Genomic DNA, 26,154 nt, shown 5'->3' with positions numbered 1-26,154 from the left:
CCGCGCGATGAACGTGCCGTTCCGGGCCCTGTTGATCGGTGTGCCGAAGTACCAGGACGAGAGCATCGACGACCTGCCGTTCGTGGCCGACGACATGGCGGAACTGGCCGGTGTGCTGGAGGCGGTGGGCTACGAGGTGGTGGTCCACAGCGTCGAGGAGACCCACCGGGACGGCATCGACTCGGCGGTCGAGGCCTTCTTCCAGGACGCCGAACCCGGCCAGACCCTGCTGCTCTACCTGAGCGGCCACGGCATCCACCACGACCAGGTGGACTACCTGGTCCCCGCGGGCGCGCTGCTGCGGTCGCACGACTTCCGCCGCCGGTGCCTCTCGCTCGACTTCGGCGGCTACGTCGAACGCAGCCGGGCCGGCGACGTCGCGGTCTTCGTCGACGCCTGCCGCGAAGGCATCACGCTGCGGGAGATGTCCGGCGTCAACGCCGCGGCCTGGTCGGACATGCGGGCGCGGCGCGTCGGCGATCGGCACTACTGCCACGTCTACGCCTGCTCCCCGGGCGAACGCGCGCGCTACACCACCGCGGGCGGCAGCACCTTCAGCCTCTTCTCCCGCGCGCTCAGCACCGTGGTGGCCGCCGAGGACGGGCCGCGCACCCTGCGGGACCTCAAGGAGCACCTGCAGAGCGCGGTGGACGCGCTGACCGCCGAGCACGGCTCGCCGCGCCAGCAGGTGCGGGTGAGTACCGAGACCGACCTGGAGGACTTCGTCCTCTTCGACCGCCCCGAGCAGGCCGCGCCGCAGCCGACCGGGGAGCACCCCTGGGTGCCGGCGGCCCGGGAGCACCCGGCGTGGGCCCTGGTGGCGGACGGGCCCGGCACGGCCGCACTGCGGGAGGCCGCCGTCGCCGTGGTCGAACGCCTGGTGTGCGGCGGCGAGAAGGACGAGCGCCTGCTGGAGGCCGATCCGTGGCGGGCGCCGGGCTTCGCCGAGCGGATGACCGACCGGGTGAGCTGGCTGCTCTCCAAGGTGCTCAACCTCGAGAAGCTGGCGCTCTCACCGGCGGAGACGGCGCTGCTGGTGGTCGCGCCGTTCCTGTACGTCGCCTACTGGAGCCGGATGGCCGCGCGGGCGCTGGCGGTCGATCCGACGAACTTCTTCCGGGAGGTGCGGCCCTCGGAGGAACTGATCGGCTACGAGCAGTTCCTGGAGAGCCAGCCCAGGCTGGTGCGCCGCGGCCGGCGGGCCACCGACCAGGGGGACGCGGTGGGTGCCGCGGGCATCGGCTGGTGGCTCTTCCACCGCTGGCTGGCCCGCAAGTCGCTGGCCCGGCAGGACGACGTGCTGGGCGGCCTGCTGGGGGATGGGGCGGGGGCTGGTGTGCTCTCGGGTCCGGGCTCGGCCGACGACCGGCTGGCCGCCGAGGTGCTGCGCCCCGAGGGCCTGTCGGCGCTGCTGCGGGCGCTGCGGATGGCGCCCGACCTGAACTCCGTCGGTCCGGTCCGGCAGGTGGCCGGCTCGACGGCCGTCGAGCAGCACGTCCGTGACCAACTGCTGGTCGCGCTGCTGAGCGTCGCGCACCGGCTGGCGATCGAGCCGGCCATGCTGCCCGACGTCGTGGTGGAGCACCTCGGGATCAGCTACGCGGTCGAACTCCCCGAGCTGCACCGGACCCTGGAGACCGCGCGGTGGGACCCCCGCGGCCGTACCAGGGTGCTGAACGCGGCCTGCCACCACCCGTCGGTGAGCCTGGCCCTGCACGAGCACGTCGCGGCGCTGGACGGCCTGCTCAGCGCGATCGACGTCCAGGCGGGCGGCGAGGCACAACTCGCCCCGCTCCAGGACCTGCCGGCCCATGCGACGGCCGACCAGGTCCATGCCGCACCGGACCCGGCCGGGAAACCGGTCTACGAGCCCATGGTGCTGCGGTTCCGCCTCGCCGACCACCGGATCCAGGAACTCCTGATGGGCGAACAGCTCTACGGCGACCCGGCATTGGCGATCCGCGAGGTGTACCAGAACGCGCTCGACGCCTGCCGCTACCGCGAGGCCCGCACCGAGCTGCTCACGATCCGGACCGGCCACTCGGCCCACTGGTCGGGCCGGATCACCTTCACCCAGGGCGAGGAGGACGGCCGGGCGTACATCGAGTGCACGGACAACGGCATCGGGATGGGCGAACGCGAACTGCGCGAGCTGTTCTCCCAGGCCGGCATGCGCTTCGCCGACCTGCCCGAGTACCTGGAGGAGCAGGCGGACTGGCAGGCCGAGGGGATCCAGGTCTACCCCAACAGCCGTTTCGGTATCGGCGTGTTGAGCTACTTCATGATCGCCGACGACATCACGGTCACCACCTGCCGGCTGGACCGGGACGGCCACCCGGGACAGCGGCTCCAGGTCGACATCGCCGGACCGGGCTCACTCTTCTACATCCGCGACCTGGGCCGGGGGTACGACGCCGGGACCACGGTGCGGCTCTACCTACGCCCCTCGACGACCCCGTCGGCGACGCAGCCCTCGTGCACGGGCGTGCTGCGGCGGCTGCTGTGGATCTCGGACTACCGGGTGACGGCGAGCGACGCGGTGACGAGGCTGGAGTGGGAACCGGGGGTGCTGTCGCAGGCGGCGCCGTTGGGGGGCGGCGATCCGCATAACGGGCGGGCCGTTCGCAGGGACGGAGTCCGGGTGGATCCGACCTCACGGGCCGAGGTCTGGTGGTGCGGTGCCTCGGGTGCGGTCCTGGCCGACGGGTTGTGGGCGGGAAAGCCGCTGTTCGGCGCGGTGGTCAATCTGACGGGCCGGGATACACCTGTGCTGACGGTGGACCGAAGGCGGATGCTGGGTCACGACCCGGACCACGTGGTGGCGCTTCTGCGGGCCGAGATCCCGGCGTTGATGGACGAAGGTGCGGCGGTGCTCAGTCACGGGTGGGTGTGTGATCTGGTGGAAAGCCAGCCGTGGTTGGCCGACGAGATCGTCGCGCAGACCGTTGCGGTGGGCCGGCCGGTGTGGCGAGTTGGCTTGGTGGATGCTGATGTGGCGGCGGTCGGCTGCTTTTCCCAGGACACAAAGATCATCCATGGCGAGGCGCTCGACAGCGGTATCCGGCTGCCTGGCAGATTGCCCCGCTGGCCCGATTGGCTGGCGGACTGGCGTCTGCTGGCCTGGGCGAAGGCGGGCCGCATTCCCGGTGTGTCGGTTATCGATCCTTCGTCCGTTGCGCGGGCGCGACCAACGGACGAGCTACTGCTTGCCGCTGCCGCTGAGTGGCCCAGCGAAGTGCTGAGCGGCCAATATGCCAGGGTCTGGCTGGCTCGGGATGAGCAGTTCGAGTTGGGGCATGCGTTGAAGGCTGGGTCGGGAATCGGTGCCAGCACGGCTGAGGTGGTCGCGCGTCTGGCAGAGCTCGGCCCACAGCTGGCCGACAATGTGCTGATCCCGCAGCAGGTACGGGCCGAAGACCGTTGGCTCGTCAGCTGCAGACTCGATGGCGAGCCGCCATGGCTCCCCGTGGCTGATCAAGTTGAGCTGGGCCACCTGCTGGGGGCGGCGGTCGGGCTGGGCCTCAGCGCTTCCGACATTGGCGGGCGCTTGACCGAGCTGGGATTCCGGGTGGTCGACGTGGTGTCTCCGGAATCGGTATGCGTGGAGGACTCCCGGTTGCTCAGTCGCGATCTCAGCGGTGGGTGGCCCTGGCTGACGCAGGATGAGGTGGGTGGGCTAGGCCATGTTCTCTCGGCGGCCTGGATGCTGGGATGGAGTCCTTCCCAGGTTTCTGCACGGTTGGTGGAGCTGGGCTTCCGGGTGGCCGATGTGGTGTTTCCGGAGTCGGTGCGTGCTGAGGACGCCCGACTGCTCAGCTGCAGACTCGACGGCGGCTGGCCGTGGCTGGAGCCTGGCGAGGTGGTGGGCCTCGGTCATCTGGTCAAGGCCGCACAGGTCCTTGACACCAGCCCGGTGGTGCTGGCTGCCCGGTTGACGGAACTTGGATTCCGTTCGGTCGACGTGGTGTTCTCTGACCCGATTCGACCTGATGACACTCGGCTGCTCAGCCAGCATCTCGACGGCGCGGCACCGTGGTTGGAGGCAGGATCGCCCGTTGGGGCTGCCCATGTCCTGGTGGCGGCAAGTACTTTGGGTTGGACACCGGGGGAGGTGATCAAGCGGCTGTTGGAACTCGGTGCTCAGATGGTCGACGATCTGTTGGCCGCGGGATGGCTACGAGATGAGGATGTTCGGCTGGTCACCGGTGATAACCGCGGCATCGTGCGAAGGCTCGCGTCCGGGAAGCCGCTGGTCCTGAGAGACGTACTGCTGGCCGCGTACGCTCTGCAACGGAGCCCTGTGGAGGTGGTCGGACGTCTGGCCGAACTGGGTATCCCAGTGGCCGATATCGCGAGGCTGCCTCTGGAGGTGCGGCACGATGACGTCGCAATGATCACTGGGTTCAGGGTGTCGGCGGTCGACAGGCCAGTGGAAATCGTCTCCGTGCTGAGAGCAGCGAACTCCTTGGGCCGAAGTCCGGCGGAGGTGGCCGCGCGATTCCTGGAGCTTGGCTGGGATGCGGTCGAGCCCGCCGGCGCACTTGAGTGTGTGGTGCCCGCGGACCTTGAACTGCTGAAGAGCGGCAATCACGAACTGCCGATGTGGTTGAGGGCTTCCCGCCCGGTACCGCTGTCGCACATCCTCTCCGCGGCCCAGCGCACCGGCCGCACCCCCACCGAAGTCGCTCGCCGTCTCGCCGAGCTCGGCTACACCCTCCCCGACACCGTCCGCTTCGAGTGACCCGACCCACCCGCACCCCCAGGGGGGTGTCGAGCGCTCACCGCAATCGAAGAGCTTCCTCTCCACTGAACAGCGCTGCGACAGCACCCTGCCTGACGGGGCAGTGCTCCAACGCCGCGGGTCTGGAGGGGCTGCTGGCGCTGATCAGCGGGATCGTTCCGGATGTCGCGCACTTCTTCGAGGGCAAGATCAGCCAGTGCCGGCGCGGCATGACGCTGGTGTCCGGCAAGGTGGACGCGACCGTGAAGGCCTACCAGGGCAGCGACGCGGATGCGGCGGGGCAGCTGCGCTCGCTCTGTCCGACGGCGCTCAGCGCGGTCCCGGACATCGGCGAGCTGAACCCCTGGCCCGAGGCGAACAGCGGGCCGGACGGGAACAACTGGCCCGGGACGAACGAGTGGCCCGACGCGATGCAGGACGAGCAGGAGCGGCGCGGGTGATCCAGTCGCTGACGGAGTTCCAGGTGGTCTTCTCCTACCGACGGGAGGGGACCGCCTGGGAGATCCGCGCCCCTGGGGGCCGGCGCCGGGGCCGGCCCGGCTGCTACCAGGTGGACCAGGCCATGTTCCAGCCGCTCAGTCCGTTGTCCGGCTTGACCTGCTCGCCGACCGAGTTCTTGACGATCACCACGTCGCCGATCATCGAGTCCGCGAAGAACTTGCCGGCCACCGAGTTGTCGTCGCCCTGGTCGGTGTCCGGCAGCCCGATGCAGCCGTGGCTGATGTTGGAGTTGCCGGCGGCCTCGACGGCGGCGGGGTTGCCGTGCACGTAGGAGCCGGTGTCGGTGATCTTCAGGCCGTGCGGCTCGTAGACGTCGTAGGCCGCGCCCTTGATGGTGGTGGTGCTCGAGTCCATGTGGACCATCCGCTCCTTCCCGAAGATCACCATGGTGCCGTTCCACGAGGGGTTGTCGTTCGCCCCGGCGGTCACCTTGATGGTCTGCGGTGCCGCGCCGTCCTTCTGGACGGTCATGGTGTGCGCGGCGGCGTCCGCCGTGCTGATCTTCGAGCGGCCGACGGTGAAGGACTCGTCGCGGTCCCCGGCGCCGTAGACGCCGGGGGCGAGCTCCACGTTCGAGGTGCGGTAGTGCACCGTCACCTTGGTGCCGGGCTTCCAGAAGTTCTGCGGGCGCAGGTCCAGTCGGCTGTTGCCGAACCAGTGACCCTTGACCGGGCTGCCGTCGGAGGCCTCCACGGTGATCGCCTTCTCGGCGGCGTCGGTGTTCTTGACCGCCGTCGGGAAGATGACGCTGACGATCATGCCCACGCCGTAGGTCGGATCCCCGTTGGCGAGGTTGTCCGTCGGGCGGTCCGTCTTGCTCGGGGTGAGCGTGCTGAAGCCGCTGGTCGTGCTGGTCGGCACGCCGTTCGCGTCGACCGCCTTGGCGCTCACCTGGTAGGCCGTCCCCACCGCCAGGGCGGCCGAGGGCGTCCAGCTGGTGCCGTCGGTGGCGAGGGTGCCGTCCACCGTCTTGCCGTTCGGGCCGGTCACCGAGACGTCGGTCAGCTTGCCACTGGCGACCGAGACCTTCAGTGCGCCGTTCGGCGCCGCGTCCTTGGTGCCGTCCTTGGGCTCCACGTCCACCACGGCCGCCGAGGGCTTGGCGGTGGGGCTGTCCGGCGCCGTCGCGGCCGGCTTGCCGCCCCCGCCGTTCGCCGCGGCCGGCTTGCCGCCGCTGTCGGGCCCGCAGGCCGCCGTGAGCACCAGGACGCTGCCCAGCAGCAGCGCCGCCCCGGCCCGCCGGCCCGCTCGGCCGGTGCGCCGCCAGGATCCCTCACCGGTCGTCCGTCCACCCATGGACCCCGCCCACATCGACCGCATCGCTCTTCTCCCCTGTCCGTCCGGCTCCACCGAGTGCGTGAGCCGGGCCTCCCTGGTGATCGGGGTGTTGATCGGCTCGGTCTGTCTGACGCTTGGAGGGGCCGAAATGGTGGTGCTGAAAATGCGACTGTCACAGAATCAGGACATTAGATCGATGATGGAGTTGTCGGAGCCCCGGGCTCCCGGGGCGGGTCAGAGCCGCTGGAGCCTGCTCACCGCCTCCTGGAGGACCTCGTCCTTCTTGCAGAACGTGAAGCGGACGAGCGGGCGACCGGCGTCGGCGTTGTCGTAGAAGACCACGTTGGGGATGGCGACGACGCCGCAGCGCTCGGGCAGGGTGCGGCAGAACTCGATGCCGTCCTTCTCGCCGAGCGGGGTGATGTCGGTGGTGATGAAGTACGTGCCCGCCGGCCGGAAGACCCCGAACCCGGCTGCCTGAAGCCCGTCGGCGAGCAGATCCCGCTTGCGGAGCATGTCGGCGCGGAACTCGGTGAAGTAGTCGTCGGGCAGGCGCAGCGCCTCTGCGACGGCGTACTGGAAGGGGCCGGCGCTGACGTAGGTCAGGTACTGCTTGGCGGTGCGGACGGCGGCGACCAGCTCCGGGGCGGCGGTGACCCAGCCGACCTTCCAGCCGGTGAAGGAGAAGGTCTTGCCGGCCGAGGAGATGGCGACGGTGCGCTCGCGCATGCCGGGCAGGGCGGCGATGGGGTGGTGGGCGCCGGTCAGGACGAGGTGCTCGTAGACCTCGTCGGTGATGACCAACAGGTCGTGTTCGACGGCGAGTTCGGCGATGGCGGCGAGTTCGGCGGGATCCAGGACGAGCCCGGTGGGGTTGTGCGGGGTGTTGATCAGCAGGAGCCGGGTGCGCGGGGTGATCAGCGCGCGCAGCTCGTCCAGGTCGGGACGGAAGGAGGGTTGACGCAGCGTCAGTGGAACGCGCACCGCGCCGGCCATCGCGATGCAGGCGGCGTAGGAGTCGTAGAACGGCTCGAAGGCGATCACCTCGTCGCCGGGTTCGAGCAGGGCGAGGAGCGCGGCGGCGATGGCCTCGGTGGCGCCGGCGGTGACCAGCACCTCGGTGTCGGGGTCGTACGAGAGCCCGTAGAAGCGCTGCTGGTGTTCGGCGACGGCGGCGCGCAGCTCGGGGATCCCGGGGCCGGGCGGGTACTGGTTGCCGCGGCCGGTCAGCACGGCGTCGGCGGCGGCCCGGGCGATGGCGGCGGGCCCGTCGGTGTCCGGGAAACCCTGGCCGAGGTTGATCGACCCGGTCGCGGTGGCCAGTGCGGACATCTCCGCGAAGATCGTCGTGCCCATCCCGGCCAGTCGGCGGTTCAGCAGCGGCCTCGCACCCATGTGTGGCTCCTCGCAACTCGTAGTCGCGCCCATCTTCCGCCGCGCGACGAGCACCGGACAAGCACCGGACAGCACCGGGGGACACCCGACGGTGACCGGGAACAGCGCAGCCGGTCCGCCACGGGGGCGGACCGGCTGCGTCGGGTGGGGCCTGGCTCAGGCCTCGTCGGTGTCGGGGGTGTCCTCGCCGTCCTCGCCCTCGATGTCCTGCTGCAGGCCGAGGCGCTCGACCATCCACTGCTCGAAGCCGACGGCGGCCTGAGTCCAGTTGGCGGTGGTGGTGACGAAGTAGTCCAGGTTGACGCCGGTGCCCACGATCATCTGGGACTCGCCGATCAGGCGGACCACGCCGTCCTCGTGGGTGTGGGTGTAGACCTTGGGCCAGAGGGTCTCACGGTTCCACTCGTCGATCAGGTCCTGGATCTCGCCCTTGCGCTCCAGCGGGTAGGAGCGGTCGTAGAAGGAGCGGACCGCGAAGAGCTCCTTCTGCTCGCCACGGAACATGTAGTAGACCCGGAAGCCGTCCCAGGGGGCGGTGAGGTCGCCCTCCTCGTCCACGACGTGCTTGAGCTGCATCCGGTCGAGCAACTGGGTCACCAGGGACTGGTCCGGGACCACGATCGGCGGCGGCCCGGCCGGCTGGTCGCCGGGCTGGGGCTGCGGCGCGCCGAAGAACGGGATCGACGACGGGTCAACGCTCACGGGAGGTCCCTTCACAGTGCACGAGGGTGGCTGGTGATCTGGGGCCGCCCTTCCATGTCTCCATCCTGCCTCATCCGGCGCCTCGGGCACAGGCCGTCCCGGGCCCGGAAGGGCCCCGGACGGCACCGCGCAGCCCTAAGGGGCACCGGGCCCGGGCGGGCGGAATCAGCCGGTGGCGACGGTCAGCCGGTCGTTGGCCTCGTCGCGGTCGACCACCACGGTGTCCCCGTCGCGCACCTGGCCGGAGAGGATCGCCCTGGCCAGCTGGTCGCCGATCGCCGACTGCACCAGGCGGCGCAGCGGCCGGGCGCCGTAGGCCGGGTCGTAGCCGGTGAGCGAGAGCCAGTCGCGGGCGGCGGGGGTGACGTCCAGGGTGAGCCGGCGCTCGTGCAGCCGACCGGCCAGCTTGGCCACCTGGAGGTCGACGATCCGGCTCAGCTCGGCGGAGCCCAGCGGGTCGAAGACCACGATGTCGTCCAGCCGGTTGAGGAACTCCGGCTTGAAGGCGGAGCGGACGCTGTCCAGCACCAGCTCCTTCTTCGCGGCCTCCGGCACGGTGGGGTCCACCAGGTACTGGGAGCCCAGGTTGGAGGTGAGGATCAGGATCGCGTTGCGGAAGTCGACCGTGCGGCCCTGGCCGTCGGTGAGCCGGCCGTCGTCCAGCACCTGGAGCAGCACGTCGAAGACCTCGGGGTGGGCCTTCTCCACCTCGTCCAGCAGCACCACGCTGTACGGGCGGCGCCGCACCGCCTCGGTGAGCTGCCCGCCCTCCTCGTAGCCGACGTACCCGGGCGGGGCGCCGACCAGCCGGGAGACCGAGTGCTTCTCGCCGTACTCGCTCATGTCGATCCGGACCATGGCGTGCTCGTCGTCGAAGAGGAAGTCGGCGAGCGCCTTGGCGAGTTCGGTCTTGCCGACGCCGGTGGGGCCGAGGAAGAGGAAGGAGCCGGTGGGGCGGTCCGGGTCGGCGATGCCCGCACGGGTGCGGCGCACCGCGTCCGAGACGGCCTGCACGGCGGCCTGCTGGCCGATCAGGCGCCGGCCCAGCTCCTCCTCCATCCGCAGCAGCTTGGCGCTCTCGCCTTCGAGCAGCCGGCCGGCCGGGATGCCGGTCCAGGAGCCGACCACGTCGGCGATGTCGTCGGGGCCGACCTCCTCCTTGACCATCGTGGCGCTGGCGTGCTCGTCCTCGGCCCGTTCCTGGGCCTCGGCCAGCTCGGCCTCGGCGGCCGGGATCTCGGCGTACTTCAGCTTGGAGGCCTGCTCGAAGTCGCCGTCCCGCTGGGCGCGTTCGAGGCTGCTCTGCAGGCCGTCGAGGCGCTCCTTGAGCGCGCCGACCCGGTTCAGGCTCTTCTTCTCCTGCTCCCAGCGGACCGTCAGCGTGGCCAACTGCTCCTGCTTGTCGGCCAGATCGCGGCGCAGCCGGGCCAGCCGCTCCACCGAGGCGGGGTCGGTGGCCTTGTCGAGGGCCAGCTCCTCCATCCGCAACCGGTCCACCGCGCGCTGGAGTTCGTCGATCTCGACGGGGGAGGAGTCGATCTCCATCCGCAGCCGGGAGGCCGCCTCGTCGATCAGGTCGATCGCCTTGTCGGGCAGGAAGCGGGCGGTGATGTACCGGTCGGAGAGGGTGGCGGCGGCCACCAGCGCGGCGTCCGAGATCTGCACCTTGTGGTGCGCCTCGTAGCGGCCCTTGAGGCCACGCAGGATCGCGATGGTGTCCTCCACCGTGGGCTCGCCGACCAGCACCTGCTGGAAGCGGCGCTCCAGGGCCGGGTCCTTCTCGATCCGCTCGCGGTACTCGTCCAGCGTGGTGGCGCCGACCATCCGCAGCTCGCCGCGGGCCAGCATCGGCTTGAGCATGTTGCCCGCGTCCATCGCGGAGTCGCCGCCGGCGCCCGCGCCGACCATGGTGTGCAGCTCGTCGATGAAGGTGACGACCTGGCCGTCGCTCTGCTTGATGTCGTTCAGGACGGCCTTCAGCCGCTCCTCGAACTCGCCACGGAACTTGGCGCCGGCCACCATCGCGCTCAGGTCGAGCGAGACCAGCCGCTTGCCGCGCAGCGACTCGGGGACGTCGCCGGCCACGATCCGCTGGGCCAGGCCCTCGACCACGGCCGTCTTGCCGACGCCGGGCTCGCCGATCAGCACCGGGTTGTTCTTGGTGCGCCGGGAGAGCACCTGGACCACCCGGCGGATCTCCTGGTCGCGGCCGATCACCGGGTCGAGCTTGCCGTCCCGGGCGGCCTGGGTGAGGTCGGTGCCGTACTTCTCCAGCGCCTTGTAGGTGCCCTCGGGGTCCGGCGAGGTGACCCGGGCGCTGCCGCGCACCTCGGTGAAGGCGTCCAGCAGGGCCTTGGGCGTGGCGCCCTGGCGGCTGAGCAGCTCGGCGACCTGGCCGCCCTCGGCGGCCAGGCCCACCAGCAGGTGCTCGGTGGAGACGTAGGCGTCGTCCAGCGCCTCGGCCCGGCGCCCGGCGTCCTCCAGCACGGCGATCGTGTCGCGGCCGAGCTGCGGGGCGGCGACGGTGGAGCCCTGGGCGCTGGGCAGCGCCCGGAACTGCTGGCGGGCGCCGGCCATCAGCTGGGCGGCGTCGGCGCCGACCGCGTCGAGCAGCGGACGGGCGATGCCCTCGGGCTGTTCCAGCAGGGCGAGCAGGATGTGCACCGGCCTGACGTCCGGGTTTCCCGCGCCGCCGGCCTGCCGGATCGCGGCGGACAGGGCTTCCTGCGTCTTGGTGGTGAACTTGCTCGCGTCCATGGCCACTGGTCCTTGCTCCTCCTGCTGTGCAGCTGCTTCGGTTTCTGTCGCCGATAGCCAGCCGGGCCATCAGCTAAGTTGAGTCTAACCCGCTCAGGTTTTCTTGGTAAAGCCCAGCAGGTCGCGCGCCGGGCCTGCGGGGCGGCGTCCGGTGGGCCAGACGGCGCGCAGCGGGCGGCGCAGGTCCAGGCCGGTCAGCGGCACCTCGACCAGCCGGCGGGTGGCGAGTTCGTCGGCCACCGCCAGCTCGCTCAGGCAGACCGGACCGGCGCCGGCCATCGCGGCGGCCTTCAGGGCCGTGCTGGAGTCCAGTTCGAGCAGCGCGCCGGCCCGCGGCCCGCAGTCGGCCAGCGCCCGGTCCAGCACCTCGCGGGTGCCCGAGCCGGGCTCGCGCAGCACCAGCGCGGTGGCGGCCAGTTCGGTGCCGGTGACCGGGGTGCGGCGCCGGGCCCAGGGGTGGCCGGGGGCGACGACCACCACCAGACGGTCGGTGGCCACCACCGTGCCGGTCAGCCCGGCCGGCGCGCGCGGCCCCTCGACGAAGCCGAGGTCGGCCTCGCCCGCCAGCAGCCGCTCGGCCACCGTGGCGGAATTGGCGGTGCGCAGGGTGACCACGGTCTGCGGGCGGGCGGCGGCCAGCGCGAGCAGCCAGCCGGGCATCAGGTACTCGGCCACGGTGAGGCTGGCCACCACCCGCAGCCGGGCGTCGCGGTCCTCGCGCAGGGCCGAGATGCCGGCGTCCAGCGCCTCGGCGGCCTCCACCACCTGGCGGGCCCAGCCGATCACCAGCTGCCCGGCGGCGGTGGGCCGCGAGCCGCGCGGCGAGCGCTCCAGCAGGGGGACGCCGAGCTGGCGCTCCACGCCCTTGATCCGCGCGCTGGCGGCGGGCTGGCTGATGCCCAGCTCGGCCGCCGCCCGGCCCAGGCTGCCGTGCCGGGCCACCGCGAGCAGCAGCTCCAGCGCGCCGAGCTCGGGGACCCGGTTCGAGAGAGTCATAGGTCCAGGTTATGCCCGCATAGAGCGCGGACGGCTACCGGCCGGCGGTGGGGCGGCGCAGGGTGGGGTCATGGCTACCGTCACCGTCGCACCCGCAGAGACCGGCCCCGCCGCCGGCATCACCACCAGCCGCCCGCGCTGGGACCTCGGGCAGCTCGGCCCGAACTGGTACGCCGCGGTGATGGGCACCGCGATCGTGGCCAACGGCGCCGTGGCGCTGCCCTACCGGGTGCCGGGCCGGCTCGTCCTCGCCGAGGCCCTCTGGGCGCTGGCCGTGCTGGCGCTGCTCACCCTGGTCGCGGCCCGGCTGGTGCACCTGACCCGCCACCGGGCCGCGGCCCGCGAGCAGCTGCTGGTGAACCCGGCCACCGCCGTCTTCTACGGCTGCCCGCCGATGGCGCTGCTCGCGGTCGGCTACGGCACCCTGGCCGTCGGCGGCCACCTGATCGGCACCGGCCCGGCGGCGGCGCTCGACCTGGCGCTGTGGAGCCTCGGCACCCTCTACGCGGTGCTGGTGGCGGCCGGCATCCCCTATCTGATGGTCACCCGGCACGAGCTGTCCGCGTTGCGCGCCAACCCGACCTGGCTGCTGCCGGTGGTCGCCCCGATGGTGTCGGCCGCGCTCGGCCCGGTACTGCTGCCGCACCTGCCGGCCGCGCTGCGCCCCGGGCTCTTCTACGGCTGCTACGCGCTCTTCGGGGCGAGCCTGCTGGCCACCCTGGTGCTGCTGCCGGTGGTCTTCGCCGGCCTGGTGCACAGCAAGCTGCCGCTGCTGCTGACCCCCTCGCTCTTCCTGGTGCTGGGCCCGCTGGGCCAGTCCACCACCGCTGCCGGCAACCTGGCCGACGCCGCCCACGCGGCGGCGCCGCACCTGGCCGGGGCCGCGTTCGGCCTCGCGGTGCTCTACGGCGTGGCGGTGATCGGCTTCGCGCTGCTCTGGCTGCTGATCGCGGGCGCCGCCAACCTGCGGGCGCTGCGCGGTGCGCGGATGCCGTTCGCGATGACCTGGTGGGCCTTCACCTTCCCGGTCGGGACCTGTGTGACCGGCGCCGCGGGCCTGACCCGGCACACCGGTCTGGCCGGCTTCGGGTGGCTGACCGTGGCACTGTACGGGCTGCTGCTCGTGCTGTGGGCCGTGGTCGGCGTGCGCACGGTGGCGGCGCTGGCGGGCGGCCGGCTGCTGCGGGCGGCGTGAGCCGGACCAGCGCAGACGGTGTGTGCGCCGCCCGTGCGGGCCAGCGGACCGGCCACCCTCGCGCCCGCCGGAGTCGACTGGCAGTATGGCAGCGGACAGTCAAAGGCCGGTGACGCGCTGACACCGTACGGGTGGTGGCGACAGGGGGAGTGGTGCGGATGTCGCGGGCCGAGCCTGGCGTCCTGCCGGCGGATCTGGAACTCGACCCCACCGCCCGGGCCTTCTACCTCGACGTGGTCGCCCAGGGCGGCTGGGTGAAGTCCGCCGAGGTGCGCCCGGCCGACCGGCCCGCGCTGGTGCGGCTGCTGGAACTCGGCCTGGTGCGCGGCCTGCCCGGCGGCACCTTCTACTCCGCGGTCAGCCCGCGCGCCTACCTCGGACGGGCGGCCTGGACGCTGCGCCGGCGGGCGGCCGGGCTGCTCCAGCAGGCCGAGGAGCTGCCCGCGGCACTGGACGAGCTGGCCCAGGCCTACGACGGGGCGCCGCGCTGGATCGACCGCACCGGCACGGTGGAGACGGTCCAGGACCGGGACAGCATCCGGCACCGGATCGCCCAGCTGGTCGCCGACGCCGAGACCGAGATCCTCACCGCGCAGCCCGGCGGCGACCGTCCCCCGGACCACCTGGCCTGGGCGATGGCCCAGGACGTCCCGTTCCTGCGGGCCGGCGGCGCGATGCGCACGCTGTACCAGCCGGTGGCCCGCACCGACCCCGCGACCAGCGCCTATGCCGCCGCCGTCGCCCCGTACGGGGCGCGGATCCGGGTGCTGGACGAGGACTTCCAGCGGATGCTGATCTTCGACCGGCTGGTGGCGGTGATCCCGGCCTCCGCGGACATGGGCAGCGCCGCCTTCGTCTGCGACCCCACCGCCGTGGAGATGCTGGTGGAGCTCTTCGAGCGGGACTGGCGGCGGGCCGAGCGGGTGGCCTGGGGGGCGCCGCACATGATCCCGGACAACTGCACGGTCACCCACCGGATCGCCCGGCTGCTGGCGGGCGGGCTGAGCCGGCGCGGCATCGCGGCCCGGCTGGGCCTGAGCGAGCGCACCGTGGCCGGGCATCTGGCCCGGCTGCGCGAGGAGTACGACGCGGAGACGCTGTTCCAGCTGGGCTGGCTGATGCGCGGCACGGGCGAGCGCGGCGGACCGGGAGCCGAGCGGGACGCCGAGGCGGGGTGACCCCGAGCGGTCGTGTCCAGCCGCGTACGGGCGCATATCCGCAGCGCGCGGTCGGCCCGCACGCTGCACGATTACGCAGCTGCGGGAATGTGCACGGTCGGGCGCCTTGCCGTGGGCCCGCCCAGGAGCCAGCCTGATTGTCGGACTATGGTCGGCGGGCTTGGCCTGTCGATCTGTCTGATGGACAGTCAGGCAGCTTGTCGGGGTGGCACATCGGGGGCTCCGCGCGCGAGCGCGGTGCTGGCCTCCCCGCGGGCAGGACGGGGAGGAGTGTGCGGTGGGCAGACAGTCACATGTGCTGGTGGAGAGTCAGGCGGTCTGGGGCAAACCGGGGGCGGACGGCTTCCTGCGCGAGGCCGTGACGCTGGCCGAGGCCGGTGACCGGGTGATCCTCTACCTGGTCGAGGACGGCGTCTTCGCCGCCGTCTCGGACGGTGTACCCGAACTGGCCCGGCTGGTCGAGCTCGGCTCGGAGGTCTGGGCCGACGACCAGTCGCTCACCCATCGCGCGCTGGCGGCCACCCGGCTGTCGCCGTATGTGCGGGTGAAGGCGGCCGAGGCGCTGGACGGTGCGGTGCGCGGTTCGAACGGGCGGGTCACGCTGCACTGAGCTGCACCGAACCGGGTCGAAACGAACAGGTGGGAGCGGAGCGGAGCATCCGCGACGCGCCCCGACGCGTCCTGGCGAGCACCGCGCGTAGACCGAACGTTCTCTCATTCTCCCAGCTCATGCGGTATGCGAAGGGTGCTGGGCGAGTCGATTCTGCACGTTCGTGCAGTTGCGGGAACTTGAAGCCGAAACAACCTTGTCCCAGAGCCCACGCGCTGTGAGGCTGTGGGTACGCCAAGCCGCCCGGGCAACCGCAGCCCGTCGGTGGTGACTCGTCCGTCCTCCTCGCACAGGGGCAGAGGTATCTGTGCGAAGAACCGTCGGACGCCGGGTGGTCCGTCATTTGTGGTGATGACGACCGGGCCCGGTACCAGCGAGGCGTTGCTGCTCCGCCTCGCTGGAAGCACCTTGGATTTGGCGTCGATGTGGTGGATCCGCCCGGAGCGCAGGAGACCTCGAGTCCCTGGCTCCGGGACGGATCCGCTGTCCGCGAAGCACCGGACTGTCCCGTACGGGGGCGGGCAGTCCGGATTCGTGGTTTCCCGCCGCCCGTGATCGACCCGGGCAGGCCACCGGCCGACTCCTGATGAGATGATGCGACCCGTGCGGTCGATCGACCGCCGGTGCAGCGCGCAGGGGGGACGGGGTGGCCGAGGCAGCCGGCTCAGCGGCGGACACCGGAGCGGGAACCGGCCGGGGCGCGGCTCCGGAGGTCGCGCCGACGGCCCCGGGAGGCCCGCTGCCGGGTGAGGCCTCGCGCGCGCTGTACCTCGCGATCCTGGCCGAGGGCGGCCGACTGCCGATGAGCGAGGTGAGCGCCGCCGAGCAGGCCCAGGTGGCGGAGCTGCTCGACCTCGGCCTGCTGACCGCCGTCCCCGAGCTCGGCAGCTACACCGCCGTCAATCCGCGCGCGGTCGGCAGCCGGCTGGGCGAGGAGCTGCGGGCGGCCGGCACCCGCCTGCTGGTCCAGGCCCAGGAGATGCCGGCGCTGCTGGAGGACCTCACCCGGGCCTATGACCTGACGCCCCGCAAGGTCGACCGCTCCGGCGAGGTGCGGCACCTGCACGGCGCCGCGGAGATCGCCCGGCTGCTCGACCGGCTGAGCGCCGCGTCGCACGACGAGATCCTCTCGGCCCAGCCGGGCGGCCCGCTCTCCGTCCGGGTGACGGAGGGCGCCTACGCCCGGATCGGCTGGTGCCTCGCGAACGGCGGCGTGGTCCGCTCGCTCTTCGACCCCGCCGCCCGCTCCGATCCCCCGACCGCCGCCTATGTGCTGGCCGCCACCGAACTCGGTGTCCGGTTCCGGGTGCTGGGCGAGCCGTTCAAGCGGATGCTGATCTTCGACCGCAGCACCGTGGTGATCCCCGACGGCCCCGAGTACCGCGGCGCCGCCCTGGTCGAGGACCCGGCCGTGGTGGCCTTCCTGGTCGGCATGTTCGAACGCGACTGGCAGCGCGCCGAGCCCGCCCAGTGGAACGGGGCCGCGCCGGACACCGTCGGGTTGCCGATCCATGCCCAGGTCGGCCGGCTGCTCGCGCAGGGGCTGACCCAGCGCATGATCGCCGGCCGGCTGGGCCTGAGCGAGCGCACCGTGGCCGGCCACATCTCGCGGCTGCGCGAACTCTACGACGCCCAGACGCTCTTCCAGCTGGGCTGGCTGATGCGGGCCGCGGCGGGCGACGCGAAGGGCGATCCGGGGCGGTGAGTCCGCTGTCCGGGGGCGCGGGGGAGGCCCTCCCGCCCGTGCCGGACGCCGAGGCGCGGGAGTTGTACGTGGCACTGCTGGCGCGGGGCGGCCTGTTCCCGACCGGGGAGGTGACGGACGACCTGCGGCCGGCCTTCGAGCGGTTGCGGGCCACCGGCCTGGTGGCCGAGAACGCCAACGGCATGTGCTGGGTGGTGAATCCGCGCGCGGCCGCGGCCCGGCTCGGCGCCGAGTTGCGCGCGGCCGGTGTCGCCCTGCTGGCCCAGGCCGACCAGGCGCCAACCGCGCTCGCCGACCTGACGCGGGCCTATGACCAGGCGCGGCGTGTCCCGGCCCGCGGCACGGGGATTCAACACCTGGGCGACCACACGCAGATCCAGTGGCGACTGGAGGACCTCGCGCTGGAGTGCCGGCGGGAGATCCTCACGATGCAGCCCGGCGGTGCCCGGCCGACGGAGATCCTGCCGTACGCCTGCTCCTCGGCCCGCGAGTGGCGCGAGCGCGGCATCGCCCTGCGCACGATCTATCAACCGGGAGCGCGCACCGATCCGGGCACGGCCGCCTACGCGGCGTACGCCACCGGGCTGGGCGCGCGGATCCGGGTGCTGGACGAGCCGTTCCTGCGGACGCTGATCCTCGACCGCGAGGTGGTCGTCATCGCGGGCTACGAGCACAACCAGCTGGCCTCGTTCATCGATGACCCGGTGCTGGTGGACGTGGTGGTGGCCGGTTTCGAGCGGGACTGGGCGCGTGCCGAGCGGGTCCGTTGGGAGCCGCCCACCGGTGCCGAGGGGCCCCTGGCCGCGCTGCTGGCGCGGGGGCTCACCCAGGGCGCGATCGCGAACCGGCTGGGGCTGAGCGAACGGACCGTGGCGGCGCAGATCGCGGCGCTGCGCGAGGAGTACGACGCGCAGACCCTCTTCGAGCTGGGCTGGCTGATGTGTGCCGACGGGCACCCGGACAGCCAGGGCTGATCGCAGTCCGCCGCCGCCGTCGGCGGACCGTGTGGGCCCCGGGCGATCAGCCGGTGGCCGCGCCGCTGCTCGGCCAGGCGCCGTACTGGTCGGCGTGCGAGACGCGCGGGGCGGCGGTCGGCTTGAACTGCTCGCCGGGCGCGGTCCAGAAGCCCTCGCGCAGCGAGAGCGCCATGCCGGCCCAGTCGAGCGCGGTCTCCACGATGTGCCGCAGGCTCTCCTGCGACCAGGTGTCGTCGAAGACCAGCGGGAGGACCGGGGCGACCTGCTCGATGGTGGCGATCAGCGGGTTGTGCGTGATCGCCTCGTCCACCAGCAGCACGATCGGCTTGCGCAGCGCCGATCCCCAGCCGAGCTCCAGCGAGACGCCGGCCGACAGCGGCGAGCCGACGTAGGCGAAGACCAGGTCGGCGGTCTGCATGGCGCGGAAGTCCGAGGGCACCCGGGGCTCCGGGGCCCGGCCGTCCACCGTCCAGGCGTCACTGTGGTGCGCGCTGAAGACGGCGGCACCGCTGTGCAGCAGCGAGCTGCGCAGCGCGGTCAGCCGGGTGCGGCTGGCCAGCGTCACGACGCTGTCGGCCGGCCCGGTCAGCCGCATGAGCGGCGCGGCGAGGAAGACACGGGCCCGACGGCCTTCGGGGGCCTGGACTGCGTGCTGGCGCATGTACGGCTCACTCATGGTGATGGCTCCGGGGGAGATGGTCGGCCTTGCCGAGTGTGGTCTCGGCCGGTGAAGCAGTGCTGCACGCGATGGGGGGCGACCGGGACGGGGCGAGCACGAACAGCGTGGATAGGAGGCACACGGCGTGTCCTCCGCCTCGCCGTCGTGAGCCGCGGTCCAGAGGTCGGAACTGTCTTCGCCGTTTGATCGTCACTGCTGGCGGCGGGTGTGGTCCACAGAGCCGGGGTGTCATCTCGCTGACTGGCATTTGGATGACACAGGAGCGATGGTGCCGTCGGTACCTATACCCGGTGTCATTTTTATGACTGGCAGCACGATGACAGGGCTGCGTGGATGCCTGATCTTGCAACGGGCCCCGAGTATGGCTTTGATAAAGACTTGTTCGCGACTGCCGTTGCAGAGTGCGGCAGGTAACACCCCACGCCAGTTATATCAGGTTCATGACAAAGGAGGCGCCGCATGCGTCGTGCACCTCGCCCCGGGATCCGTGCCATAGCGACCACTGTTCTTCTTGGCGCTGCACTGCTTGCTCCCGGTGCTGCTCCGGTTCAGTCGTTTTTGAACGCTTCCGCCTCTCCCAACGACACCAGGTGGACCACCCAGCCGGCGGTGGCGACCGTTGTCGCGGGTTATGGCGTTGCCGGGCTCGCCGGCGCTGCTCCTGCCACGGTCTGACATACCGTTCGGGCGCTCCGGCCGGCTGCCTGTGGCATCGGTCAGTGGGGGGAGGCGTCCGGAAGGAGCGACTGCTCCTCCTCGGCCGAGTTCTCGCCCTTCTCGCCGTAGAGGCCGAGGGGAGCGGTCAGCGCCATGCGCCAGCCGAGCTGGAAGAGGGTCTCCGATCCGTACTCCTCGCGGAAGTCGGCGATGTGCCTGGCGAGCGTCCGTTCGCTGATGCCGAGGTTGCGGGCGATGACCCGGTGACCCACGCCCTGGATCATCATGCGCAGGATGTTGGCGCGCATCCGGGAGATGACCTCCGGCGGCACCTCGGTGGCCCCCAGGAACGGGCTCGACCGCTCCCACATCCGCTCGAACGAGTCCAGCATGTAGGCGACGATCGCCTTGTCGCTGACGAAAGCGGCCTTGTGCAGGTCGCCCTGCACGGGGATCACGGCGATGCGCCGGTCGATGATGAAGAGCCGGGTGAAGGGCTCCTCCAGGGTCCGGACCTCCCCGCCGCCCTCGGTCATGCGCTCGACGTAGTGCCGCGCGGGCGCCGAGTACCTGGCGCTCGGGTGGTAGAGGACCCGCCGGGCCACGCCGCGCCGGATCAGGGCCAGGTCGTCGGCGAGCGCCGCGTCGTCGACGTTCGACTGCCGTCGGCTGCCGCCGGGTTGTGCGGTGAGCACCTCGTACTGCGCGCCGTCGAGCAGGGCATCGACCCGCTGGCCTATCTCCACCGGGCCGTGGATGTGCTCCACCGGTCCGCCGGGGTGGGGCTGCTGATCCAGCGATTGATAAGCCTGGCTCAGCCCCTTGAGGGCATTGGGCACGGTTACGGCTTGGGAGAGCAGAGAAAGCGCTTGTCGTTGCCATGCCGAACTAAGCCGATTCGCCAGTCGACCGGGATCGGCGGCCGTCACCAGGAACTGTTTTCCTTGGCTGGGAACCAATAGACCCAGCTCGACCAGTTCCGCATACGGTCTGCCACGGTCCGCTTCCTCGAGCTCGCTGCTCCCACCTGCGGCTATGACCCGGAGATACAGAGACTTGGCCTCGGCGGATACGAAATCGATGCTCTCCTTATCCACCTCGCCACCGCCCCCGCCCATTGAACCCATCCCTGGCGCTCCCTCCCGGGAAACCGTTCCTTATCCAGACGTCAGCACTCTACGCAAGTGCAGGAGCGCTTGGCACCCCATCAATCGGTGGGCTACCAAGCGCTCCGGTCCGTTCCACTTGCGCTACCGCCGGGGCCGCCAGACCACCAGGGCGCTGGACTGCTGCGTCGGCTGGTAGGGCACCAGGTCCCGCCGGTAGGAGGCGTGCACCGCGGCCTCGCGGGCCTGCAGGGCGGCGCCGGCACCCTCGACCGCGGTGGCCAGCTCGGCGACCCGCGCCTGCAGGGCGGCGACCTGGTTCTCCAGTTCGATGATCCGCTTGATCCCGGCCAGGTTGATGCCCTCGTCCTGGGAGAGCCGCTGCACCTCGCGCAGCTGCTGGATGTCCCGGGCCGAGTAGCGCCGACCGCCGCCGCCGGTCCGGTCGGGGCAGACCAGGCCGAGGCGGTCGTACTGCCGCAGGGTCTGCGGGTGCAGCCCGGACAGCTCCGCGGCCACCGAGATCACGTAGACCGGGGTCTCCTCGGTGAGCACGTAGTGCGCGCCCGGCCCGGCGGCCCGGCGCGGCCGGGGGGCGGGGCCGCCGGGCAGGCCCTCGCCCAGGCCGACACCGATGGAGTCGGCCCTCTTGTCGGAATCACGCATGTCAGATCACGCTCCCTCCGCCGCCTTGAAGAGGGCGGCTCGCGGGTCCTCGGCTGCGGTGGCTTCGCGGTACTGCTCCAGAGCGTTCAGGGCCTCGCCGCTGGTCTCCTGAGGAACCGTCACTTCGACGGTGACCAGCAGGTCGCCCCGGGTGCCGTCCTTGCGGGTGGCACCCTTGCCGCGGGCCCGCAGGGTCAGGCCGTTGGCACTGCCGGCCGGCAGCCGCAGCTTCACGGCCGGACCGTTCAGGGTCGGTACGTCGATGGTGCCGCCGAGCGCGGCCTCGGGGAAGGAGACGGGCACGGTCACCGTCAGGTTGTCGCCCTTGCGCCCGAACACCGGGTGGGTGCTGACGTGCACGGTGACGAAGAGGTCGCCGGGCTGGCCGCCGCGCTCGCCCTGGGCGCCCTTGCCCTTGAGCCGGATCTTCTGGGCGTCCTGGACCCCGGCCGGGATGCGCACCTGCATGGTGCGGGCTGAGCTGGCCCGGCCGCTGCCGTGGCACTCCGTGCAGGGGTCGTCGACGATCATGCCGCGGCCCTTGCAGTCGCGGCACGGGTCGGAGAGCGCGAAGGCGCCCTGACCACGGCTGACGGTGCCGGCGCCGACGCAGGTCGGGCAGACCCGGGGCGTGCTGCCGGCCTTGGCGCCGGTGCCGGAGCAGACCCGGCAGGCGGCCTGGCTGGTCATCCGCAGCGGGACGGTGGCGCCGTCCACCGCCTCCTCGAAGCTGAGCGTGACCTCGGTCTCGACGTCGGCGCCGCGACGCGGCTGGGCCTGGCGGCCGCCGCGGTTGAACAGGCCGCCGAACACGTCGCCGATGCCACCGCTGCCGCCGGACTGCGCGCCGGTGAACAGGTCGCCGAAGTCGAAGCTGTAGCCGTTGCCGCCGGGGCCGCCCGAGCGCATCCCGCCGGAGCCGAAGAGGCTGCGGGCCTCGTCGTACTCCTTGCGGCGCTTCTCGTCGGAGAGCACGTCATAGGCCTCGGAGATGTCCTTGAAGCGGTCCTCGGCCTTGGTGTCGCCCTTGTTGGCGTCCGGGTGGAACTCGCGGGCGAGCTTGCGGTAGGTCTTCTTGATCTCCGCGGTGGTGGCGTCCTTGGGCACGCCGAGGACCTTGTAGTAGTCCTTCTCCACGTAGTCCTTCGTGCTCATGGCTGCTGCCACCTCCCGGGGTGGGTCGAAACGGTGCCGTGGGTCGATACGGCGCTGCGGAGCCGCCCGTCACCAGAGGTGACGGGAGACCCCGCAGCGCACAGCGTGTCAGTTGTCGCCCGCACCGTCAGCCTCGGGGGCTGTTTCGTTGCCGGCCGAACCTCCGGAGGCGGAGCTTCCACCGCCGGCCGGGGAACCCGGCTGCGGTTCGGCGACGGCCACCATCGCCGGGCGGATGATCCGCTCGCCGATCCGGTAGCCGGGCTGCAGGACCTGGACACAGGTGTCCTCGGTGACGTCCGAGGAGTAGCTGTGCATCAGCGCCTCGTGCAGGTTCGGGTCGAAGGGCTCGCCCTCCTTGCCGAACTGCTGCAGACCCAGCTTGGCGACGACGGTCTCCAGGTTGTCGGAGACCGACTTGAAGCCACCGGTCACCTCGCCGTGCTCACGAGCACGGCCGATGTCGTCCAGCACCGGGATCAGGGTCTCCAGGATGTTGGAGACCGCGATCTCGCGGACCGTCAGCCGGTCGCGCTCGACCCGCTTGCGGTAGTTCTGGTACTCGGCCTGCAGCCGCTGGAGGTCAGCGGTGCGCTCGGCCAGCTCGCGCTTGGCCGTGGCCAGCTCGTCCGAGGCCTCGGCGCCGGCCGGCGCCTCCTCGGCGGTCGGCAGGTCGGCCTGGTCGGCGCCGGAGTCGTCGCCGGGCTCCACGCCCTGCGCCTTCTCCGTCATGCGGCACCGCCCTTGGGCTTCTCGTCGTCGATGATCTCGGCGTCGACGACGTCGTCCTCGGGCTTGGCACCGGCGTCGGCACCACCCGCGGCGCCGGCCGCACCGGCCGCGTCAGCGTTGGCGTAGAGCGCCTGGCCGAGCTTCTGGGCGGTGGTGGACACCTTCTCGGTGGCCTCGCGGATGGCCGCGATGTCCTCGCCCTTCAGGGTCTCCTTGAGCTCGCCGATCGCCGTCTCGACCTCGGTCTTGACGTCGCCCGGGAGCTTGTCGGTGTTGTCCGCGATGAACTTCTCGGTCGAGTAGACGAGCTGCTCGGCCTGGTTGCGGGTCTCCACCGACTCGCGGCGCTTGTGGTCCTCCTCCGCGTACTGCTCGGCCTCGCGCATCATGCGCTCGATGTCGTCCTTCGGCAGCGCCGAGCCGCCGGTGACGGTCATCCGCTGCTCCTTGCCGGTGCCGAGGTCCTTGGCACCGACGTGCATGATGCCGTTGGCGTCGATGTCGAAGGTGACCTCGATCTGGGGCAGGCCACGCGGGGCCGGCGGCAGGCCGGTCAGCTCGAACATGCCGAGCTTCTTGTTGTACGCCGCGATCTCGCGCTCGCCCTGGTAGACCTGGATCTGCACGGAGGGCTGGTTGTCCTCGGCGGTGGTGAAGATCTCCGAGCGCTTGGTCGGGATCGTGGTGTTGCGCTCGATCAGCTTGGTCATGATGCCGCCCTTGGTCTCGATACCCAGGGACAGCGGGGTGACGTCGAGCAGCAGGACGTCCTTGACCTCACCCTTCAGCACACCGGCCTGCAGCGCGGCACCGATGGCCACGACCTCGTCCGGGTTGACGCCCTTGTTGGCGTCCTTGCCGCCGGTCAGCTCCTTGACCAGCTCGGCGACGGCCGGCATACGGGTCGAGCCACCGACCAGCACGACGTGGTCGATCTCGGACAGGTTGATGCCCGCGTCCTTGATCACGTTGTGGAACGGGACCTTGCAGCGGTCCAGCAGGTCCGCGGTCAGCTGCTGGAACTGGGCCCGGGTGAGCTTCTCGTCCAGGTGCAGCGGGCCCTCGGCGGAGGCCGTGATGTAGGGCAGGTTGATCGAGGTCTCGGAGGACGAGGACAGCTCGATCTTGGCCTTCTCGGCCGCCTCGCGCAGGCGCTGCAGCGCCATCTTGTCCTTGGAGAGGTCCACACCGTGGCCGGCCTGGAAGGTCTTCACCAGGTGGTCGACGACCTTCTGGTCCCAGTCGTCACCACCGAGGTGGTTGTCACCGTTGGTGGCCTTGACCTCGACGACACCGTCGCCGATCTCCAGCAGCGAGACGTCGAAGGTGCCGCCACCGAGGTCGAAGACGAGGATGGTCTGGTCGTCCTTGTCCAGGCCGTAGGCCAGGGCGGCCGCGGTGGGCTCGTTGACGATGCGCAGGACGTTCAGACCCGCGATCTCACCGGCCTCCTTGGTGGCCTGGCGCTCCGAGTCGGAGAAGTAGGCCGGGACGGTGATGACGGCGTCGGTGACCGTCTCGCCCAGGTACGCCTCGGCGTCCCGCTTCAGCTTCTGCAGGATGAAGGCGCTGATCTGCTGGGGGTTGAAGTCCTTGCCGTCCAGGTTGATCTTCCACCCGGTGCCCATGTGGCGCTTGACCGAGCGGATGGTGCGGTCGACGTTGGTGACCGCCTGGCGCTTGGCGACCTCGCCGACCAGCACCTCGCCGTTCTTGGCGAAGGCGACGACGGACGGCGTGGTCCGGGCGCCCTCGGCGTTGGTGATGACGGTGGGCTCACCGCCTTCGAGAACACTGACGACCGAGTTCGTCGTGCCGAGGTCGATACCGACCGCGCGTGCCATCGTGGATACCTCCAGGAAGAAGTTGAGCTTTACGCGCTCAAGCATGCCTGACGCTTTCCGGAGCGTCAACAGCCATGAGTTCGGCAGGCTCAACTTTATTGCGCGCTTATCTCCCACCTGCGAAGAACGGGTGCCGCGCCATCCCCCGGAGGGGTGAGCATCGCCCGGCGTGATCGCCGCCATACCTTGCGCATCTTCTGAACCAGCGTTAACGCGCGGTAGTGTCCGCCCCGATCCCTGGATTAAGTTACCGGCGAGTACACTGCCGGGTGGGGACAGCTGTACCTCTGGACCCCCCTTTCGACATCGCCCCTCGCACCCGCAGGAGACGGAGAGCCGATGCAGCTAGCAGCGATCGTCATCTCGCTGATCACCACTGTGATCGGCATCGCGCTCGCCACCCGCGCGGGCATGCAGATCTACCAGGTCGTCAAGACCGGCCAACCGGACGCCACCCGCACCGACCAGCCGGTCCGGCGGGCCAAGACGGTCGGCGTGGAGTTCCTCGGCCACACCCGGATGAACCGCTGGGGCGTGGTCGGCGTCGCGCACTGGTTCGTCGCGGTCGGGTTCCTCACCCTGGGCCTGACCCTGCTCACCGCGCTCTGCCAGGTCTTCGACGCCGAGTTCGTGCTGCCGGTGCTCGGCGGCTGGCTGCCCTACGAGCTCTTCACCGAGCTGGTCGGCACCTTCACCACCCTCGGCATCCTGGTGCTGATCGTGATCCGGCTGCTCAGCCTGCCCTCGCGGGCCGGGCGCAAGTCGCGGTTCGCCGGCTCGATCGCCTGGCAGGCGTTCTTCGTCGAGTACGTGATCCTCGGCATCGGCATCTGCATCCTGACGCTGCGCGGCATCGAGGGCGCGATGGCGGGTGTCGGCTCGTACGAGGTGCGCTACCTGGTCTCGTACCCGCTGGTCGCCGCCTTCCACGGCCTTTCGCACGGCACCCTGGTCAACCTGATCTACCTCTTCGCGACGCTGAAGATCTGCATCTCCTTCGGCTGGGCGGCCACCATCGGCCTCAACCCCTCGATGGGCGTGGCCTGGCACCGCTTCCTGGCGTTCTTCAACATCTTCTTCAAGCGCGAGGCGGACGGCGGTGTCGCGCTCGGCGCGCTGCGCCCGATGACCAGCGGTGGCGCCCCGATCGACTTCGAGGACCCGGCCGAGGACGCCGTCTTCGGCGTCTCGCAGGTCGAGCACTTCTCCTGGAAGGGCATCCTCGACTTCTCCACCTGCACCGAGTGCGGCCGCTGCCAGTCGCAGTGCCCCGCCTGGAA

18 protein-coding genes and 1 pseudogene are annotated in these 26,154 nt (G+C 71.2%); 8 read left to right on the top strand and 11 right to left on the bottom strand.

The genetic code is table 11. The features are described from left to right. Nucleotides 1-7 precede the first annotated feature (7 nt). Both ACFZB9_RS28590 and ACFZB9_RS28585 read left to right on the top strand, forming a co-directional pair. A complete protein-coding gene (locus ACFZB9_RS28590) occupies nucleotides 8-4,741 on the top strand; it encodes a caspase family protein (protein WP_391451863.1) in 4,734 nt (1,577 codons plus the stop codon). 26 nt (nucleotides 4,742-4,767) lie between these two features. Further along, on the top strand, nucleotides 4,768-5,181 hold the full coding sequence (locus tag ACFZB9_RS28585; protein ID WP_391451861.1) for a hypothetical protein: 414 nt from the start codon (nucleotides 4,768-4,770) through the stop codon (nucleotides 5,179-5,181). A gap of 103 nt (nucleotides 5,182-5,284) precedes the next feature. Here ACFZB9_RS28585 and ACFZB9_RS28580 read toward each other — a convergent pair whose 3' ends face one another. From ACFZB9_RS28580 to ACFZB9_RS28560, 5 genes are all read right to left on the bottom strand, one after another. After that, nucleotides 5,285-6,538, bottom strand: coding sequence for an Ig-like domain-containing protein (locus tag ACFZB9_RS28580; RefSeq protein WP_391451859.1), 1,254 nt, complete (start codon nucleotides 6,536-6,538; stop codon nucleotides 5,285-5,287). A 216-nt stretch (nucleotides 6,539-6,754) separates the two neighbouring features. Further along, complete coding sequence (locus tag ACFZB9_RS28575; RefSeq protein ID WP_391451857.1) at nucleotides 6,755-7,915, bottom strand: pyridoxal phosphate-dependent aminotransferase; 1,161 nt, start codon at nucleotides 7,913-7,915, stop codon at nucleotides 6,755-6,757. A gap of 156 nt (nucleotides 7,916-8,071) precedes the next feature. After that, nucleotides 8,072-8,617, bottom strand: a complete 546-nt coding sequence (locus ACFZB9_RS28570) for a YbjN domain-containing protein (protein WP_391451855.1) — start codon at nucleotides 8,615-8,617, stop codon at nucleotides 8,072-8,074. Between the two features lie 165 nt (nucleotides 8,618-8,782). Further along, nucleotides 8,783-11,374, bottom strand: coding sequence for an ATP-dependent chaperone ClpB (gene clpB / locus ACFZB9_RS28565; RefSeq protein ID WP_391451853.1), 2,592 nt, complete (start codon nucleotides 11,372-11,374; stop codon nucleotides 8,783-8,785). Nucleotides 11,375-11,467: 93 nt separating this feature from the next. Continuing rightward, the gene (locus tag ACFZB9_RS28560) at nucleotides 11,468-12,370 is read right to left on the bottom strand and encodes a LysR family transcriptional regulator (RefSeq protein WP_391451851.1); all 903 of its coding nucleotides are present in this window, start codon (nucleotides 12,368-12,370) and stop codon (nucleotides 11,468-11,470) included. Between the two features lie 70 nt (nucleotides 12,371-12,440). Between ACFZB9_RS28560 and ACFZB9_RS28555 the strand changes: the two genes are divergently transcribed. The 5 genes from ACFZB9_RS28555 to ACFZB9_RS28535 all read left to right on the top strand — a co-directional run bounded on the left by ACFZB9_RS28555 (nucleotide 12,441) and on the right by ACFZB9_RS28535 (nucleotide 18,032). Further along, nucleotides 12,441-13,565 (top strand): C4-dicarboxylate ABC transporter, encoded by a 1,125-nt coding sequence (locus tag ACFZB9_RS28555; RefSeq protein ID WP_391451850.1) that lies wholly within the window; start codon nucleotides 12,441-12,443, stop codon nucleotides 13,563-13,565. A 134-nt stretch (nucleotides 13,566-13,699) separates the two neighbouring features. Continuing rightward, the gene (locus tag ACFZB9_RS28550) at nucleotides 13,700-14,743 is read left to right on the top strand and encodes a LuxR family transcriptional regulator (protein ID WP_391451849.1); all 1,044 of its coding nucleotides are present in this window, start codon (nucleotides 13,700-13,702) and stop codon (nucleotides 14,741-14,743) included. 277 nt (nucleotides 14,744-15,020) lie between these two features. Then, nucleotides 15,021-15,353, top strand: a complete 333-nt coding sequence (locus ACFZB9_RS28545; RefSeq protein ID WP_391451848.1) for a hypothetical protein — start codon at nucleotides 15,021-15,023, stop codon at nucleotides 15,351-15,353. A 646-nt stretch (nucleotides 15,354-15,999) separates the two neighbouring features. Continuing rightward, the gene (locus ACFZB9_RS28540; RefSeq protein ID WP_391451846.1) at nucleotides 16,000-17,058 is read left to right on the top strand and encodes a LuxR C-terminal-related transcriptional regulator; all 1,059 of its coding nucleotides are present in this window, start codon (nucleotides 16,000-16,002) and stop codon (nucleotides 17,056-17,058) included. A gap of 38 nt (nucleotides 17,059-17,096) precedes the next feature. Further along, nucleotides 17,097-18,032, top strand: a complete 936-nt coding sequence (locus tag ACFZB9_RS28535) for a LuxR family transcriptional regulator (RefSeq protein ID WP_391451844.1) — start codon at nucleotides 17,097-17,099, stop codon at nucleotides 18,030-18,032. A gap of 46 nt (nucleotides 18,033-18,078) precedes the next feature. Here the strand turns inward: ACFZB9_RS28535 and ACFZB9_RS28530 are convergent, their stop codons facing one another. The 6 genes from ACFZB9_RS28530 to dnaK form a co-directional block, all read right to left on the bottom strand. Beyond that, the gene (locus tag ACFZB9_RS28530; protein WP_391451842.1) at nucleotides 18,079-18,711 is read right to left on the bottom strand and encodes a hypothetical protein; all 633 of its coding nucleotides are present in this window, start codon (nucleotides 18,709-18,711) and stop codon (nucleotides 18,079-18,081) included. A gap of 719 nt (nucleotides 18,712-19,430) precedes the next feature. Next, nucleotides 19,431-20,468, bottom strand: coding sequence for a helix-turn-helix domain-containing protein (locus ACFZB9_RS28525; RefSeq protein WP_391451840.1), 1,038 nt, complete (start codon nucleotides 20,466-20,468; stop codon nucleotides 19,431-19,433). A gap of 153 nt (nucleotides 20,469-20,621) precedes the next feature. Beyond that, a complete protein-coding gene (locus tag ACFZB9_RS28520; protein ID WP_391451838.1) occupies nucleotides 20,622-21,143 on the bottom strand; it encodes a heat shock protein transcriptional repressor HspR in 522 nt (173 codons plus the stop codon). A gap of 6 nt (nucleotides 21,144-21,149) precedes the next feature. Next, nucleotides 21,150-22,298 (bottom strand): molecular chaperone DnaJ, encoded by a 1,149-nt coding sequence (dnaJ, locus tag ACFZB9_RS28515; RefSeq protein ID WP_391451836.1) that lies wholly within the window; start codon nucleotides 22,296-22,298, stop codon nucleotides 21,150-21,152. Between the two features lie 108 nt (nucleotides 22,299-22,406). Beyond that, nucleotides 22,407-23,030, bottom strand: coding sequence for a nucleotide exchange factor GrpE (gene grpE, locus ACFZB9_RS28510; protein WP_391451834.1), 624 nt, complete (start codon nucleotides 23,028-23,030; stop codon nucleotides 22,407-22,409). Beyond that, a complete protein-coding gene (gene dnaK / locus ACFZB9_RS28505; RefSeq protein ID WP_391452108.1) occupies nucleotides 23,027-24,874 on the bottom strand; it encodes a molecular chaperone DnaK in 1,848 nt (615 codons plus the stop codon). Before dnaK ends, grpE begins: the two co-directional genes overlap by 4 nt. 339 nt (nucleotides 24,875-25,213) lie before the next feature. On the opposite strand from dnaK, the pseudogene ACFZB9_RS28500 reads away from it, so the two are divergent. Further along, nucleotides 25,214-26,154: pseudogene (locus ACFZB9_RS28500) on the top strand (Fe-S oxidoreductase); the annotation flags it as partial.

The sequence above is a fragment of the Kitasatospora sp. NPDC008050 genome (assembly GCF_042957465.1).
In the GTDB taxonomy this organism is placed as follows: Bacteria; Actinomycetota; Actinomycetes; order Streptomycetales; family Streptomycetaceae; genus Kitasatospora.
This window is presented reverse-complemented; position numbering and strand designations above follow the sequence as displayed.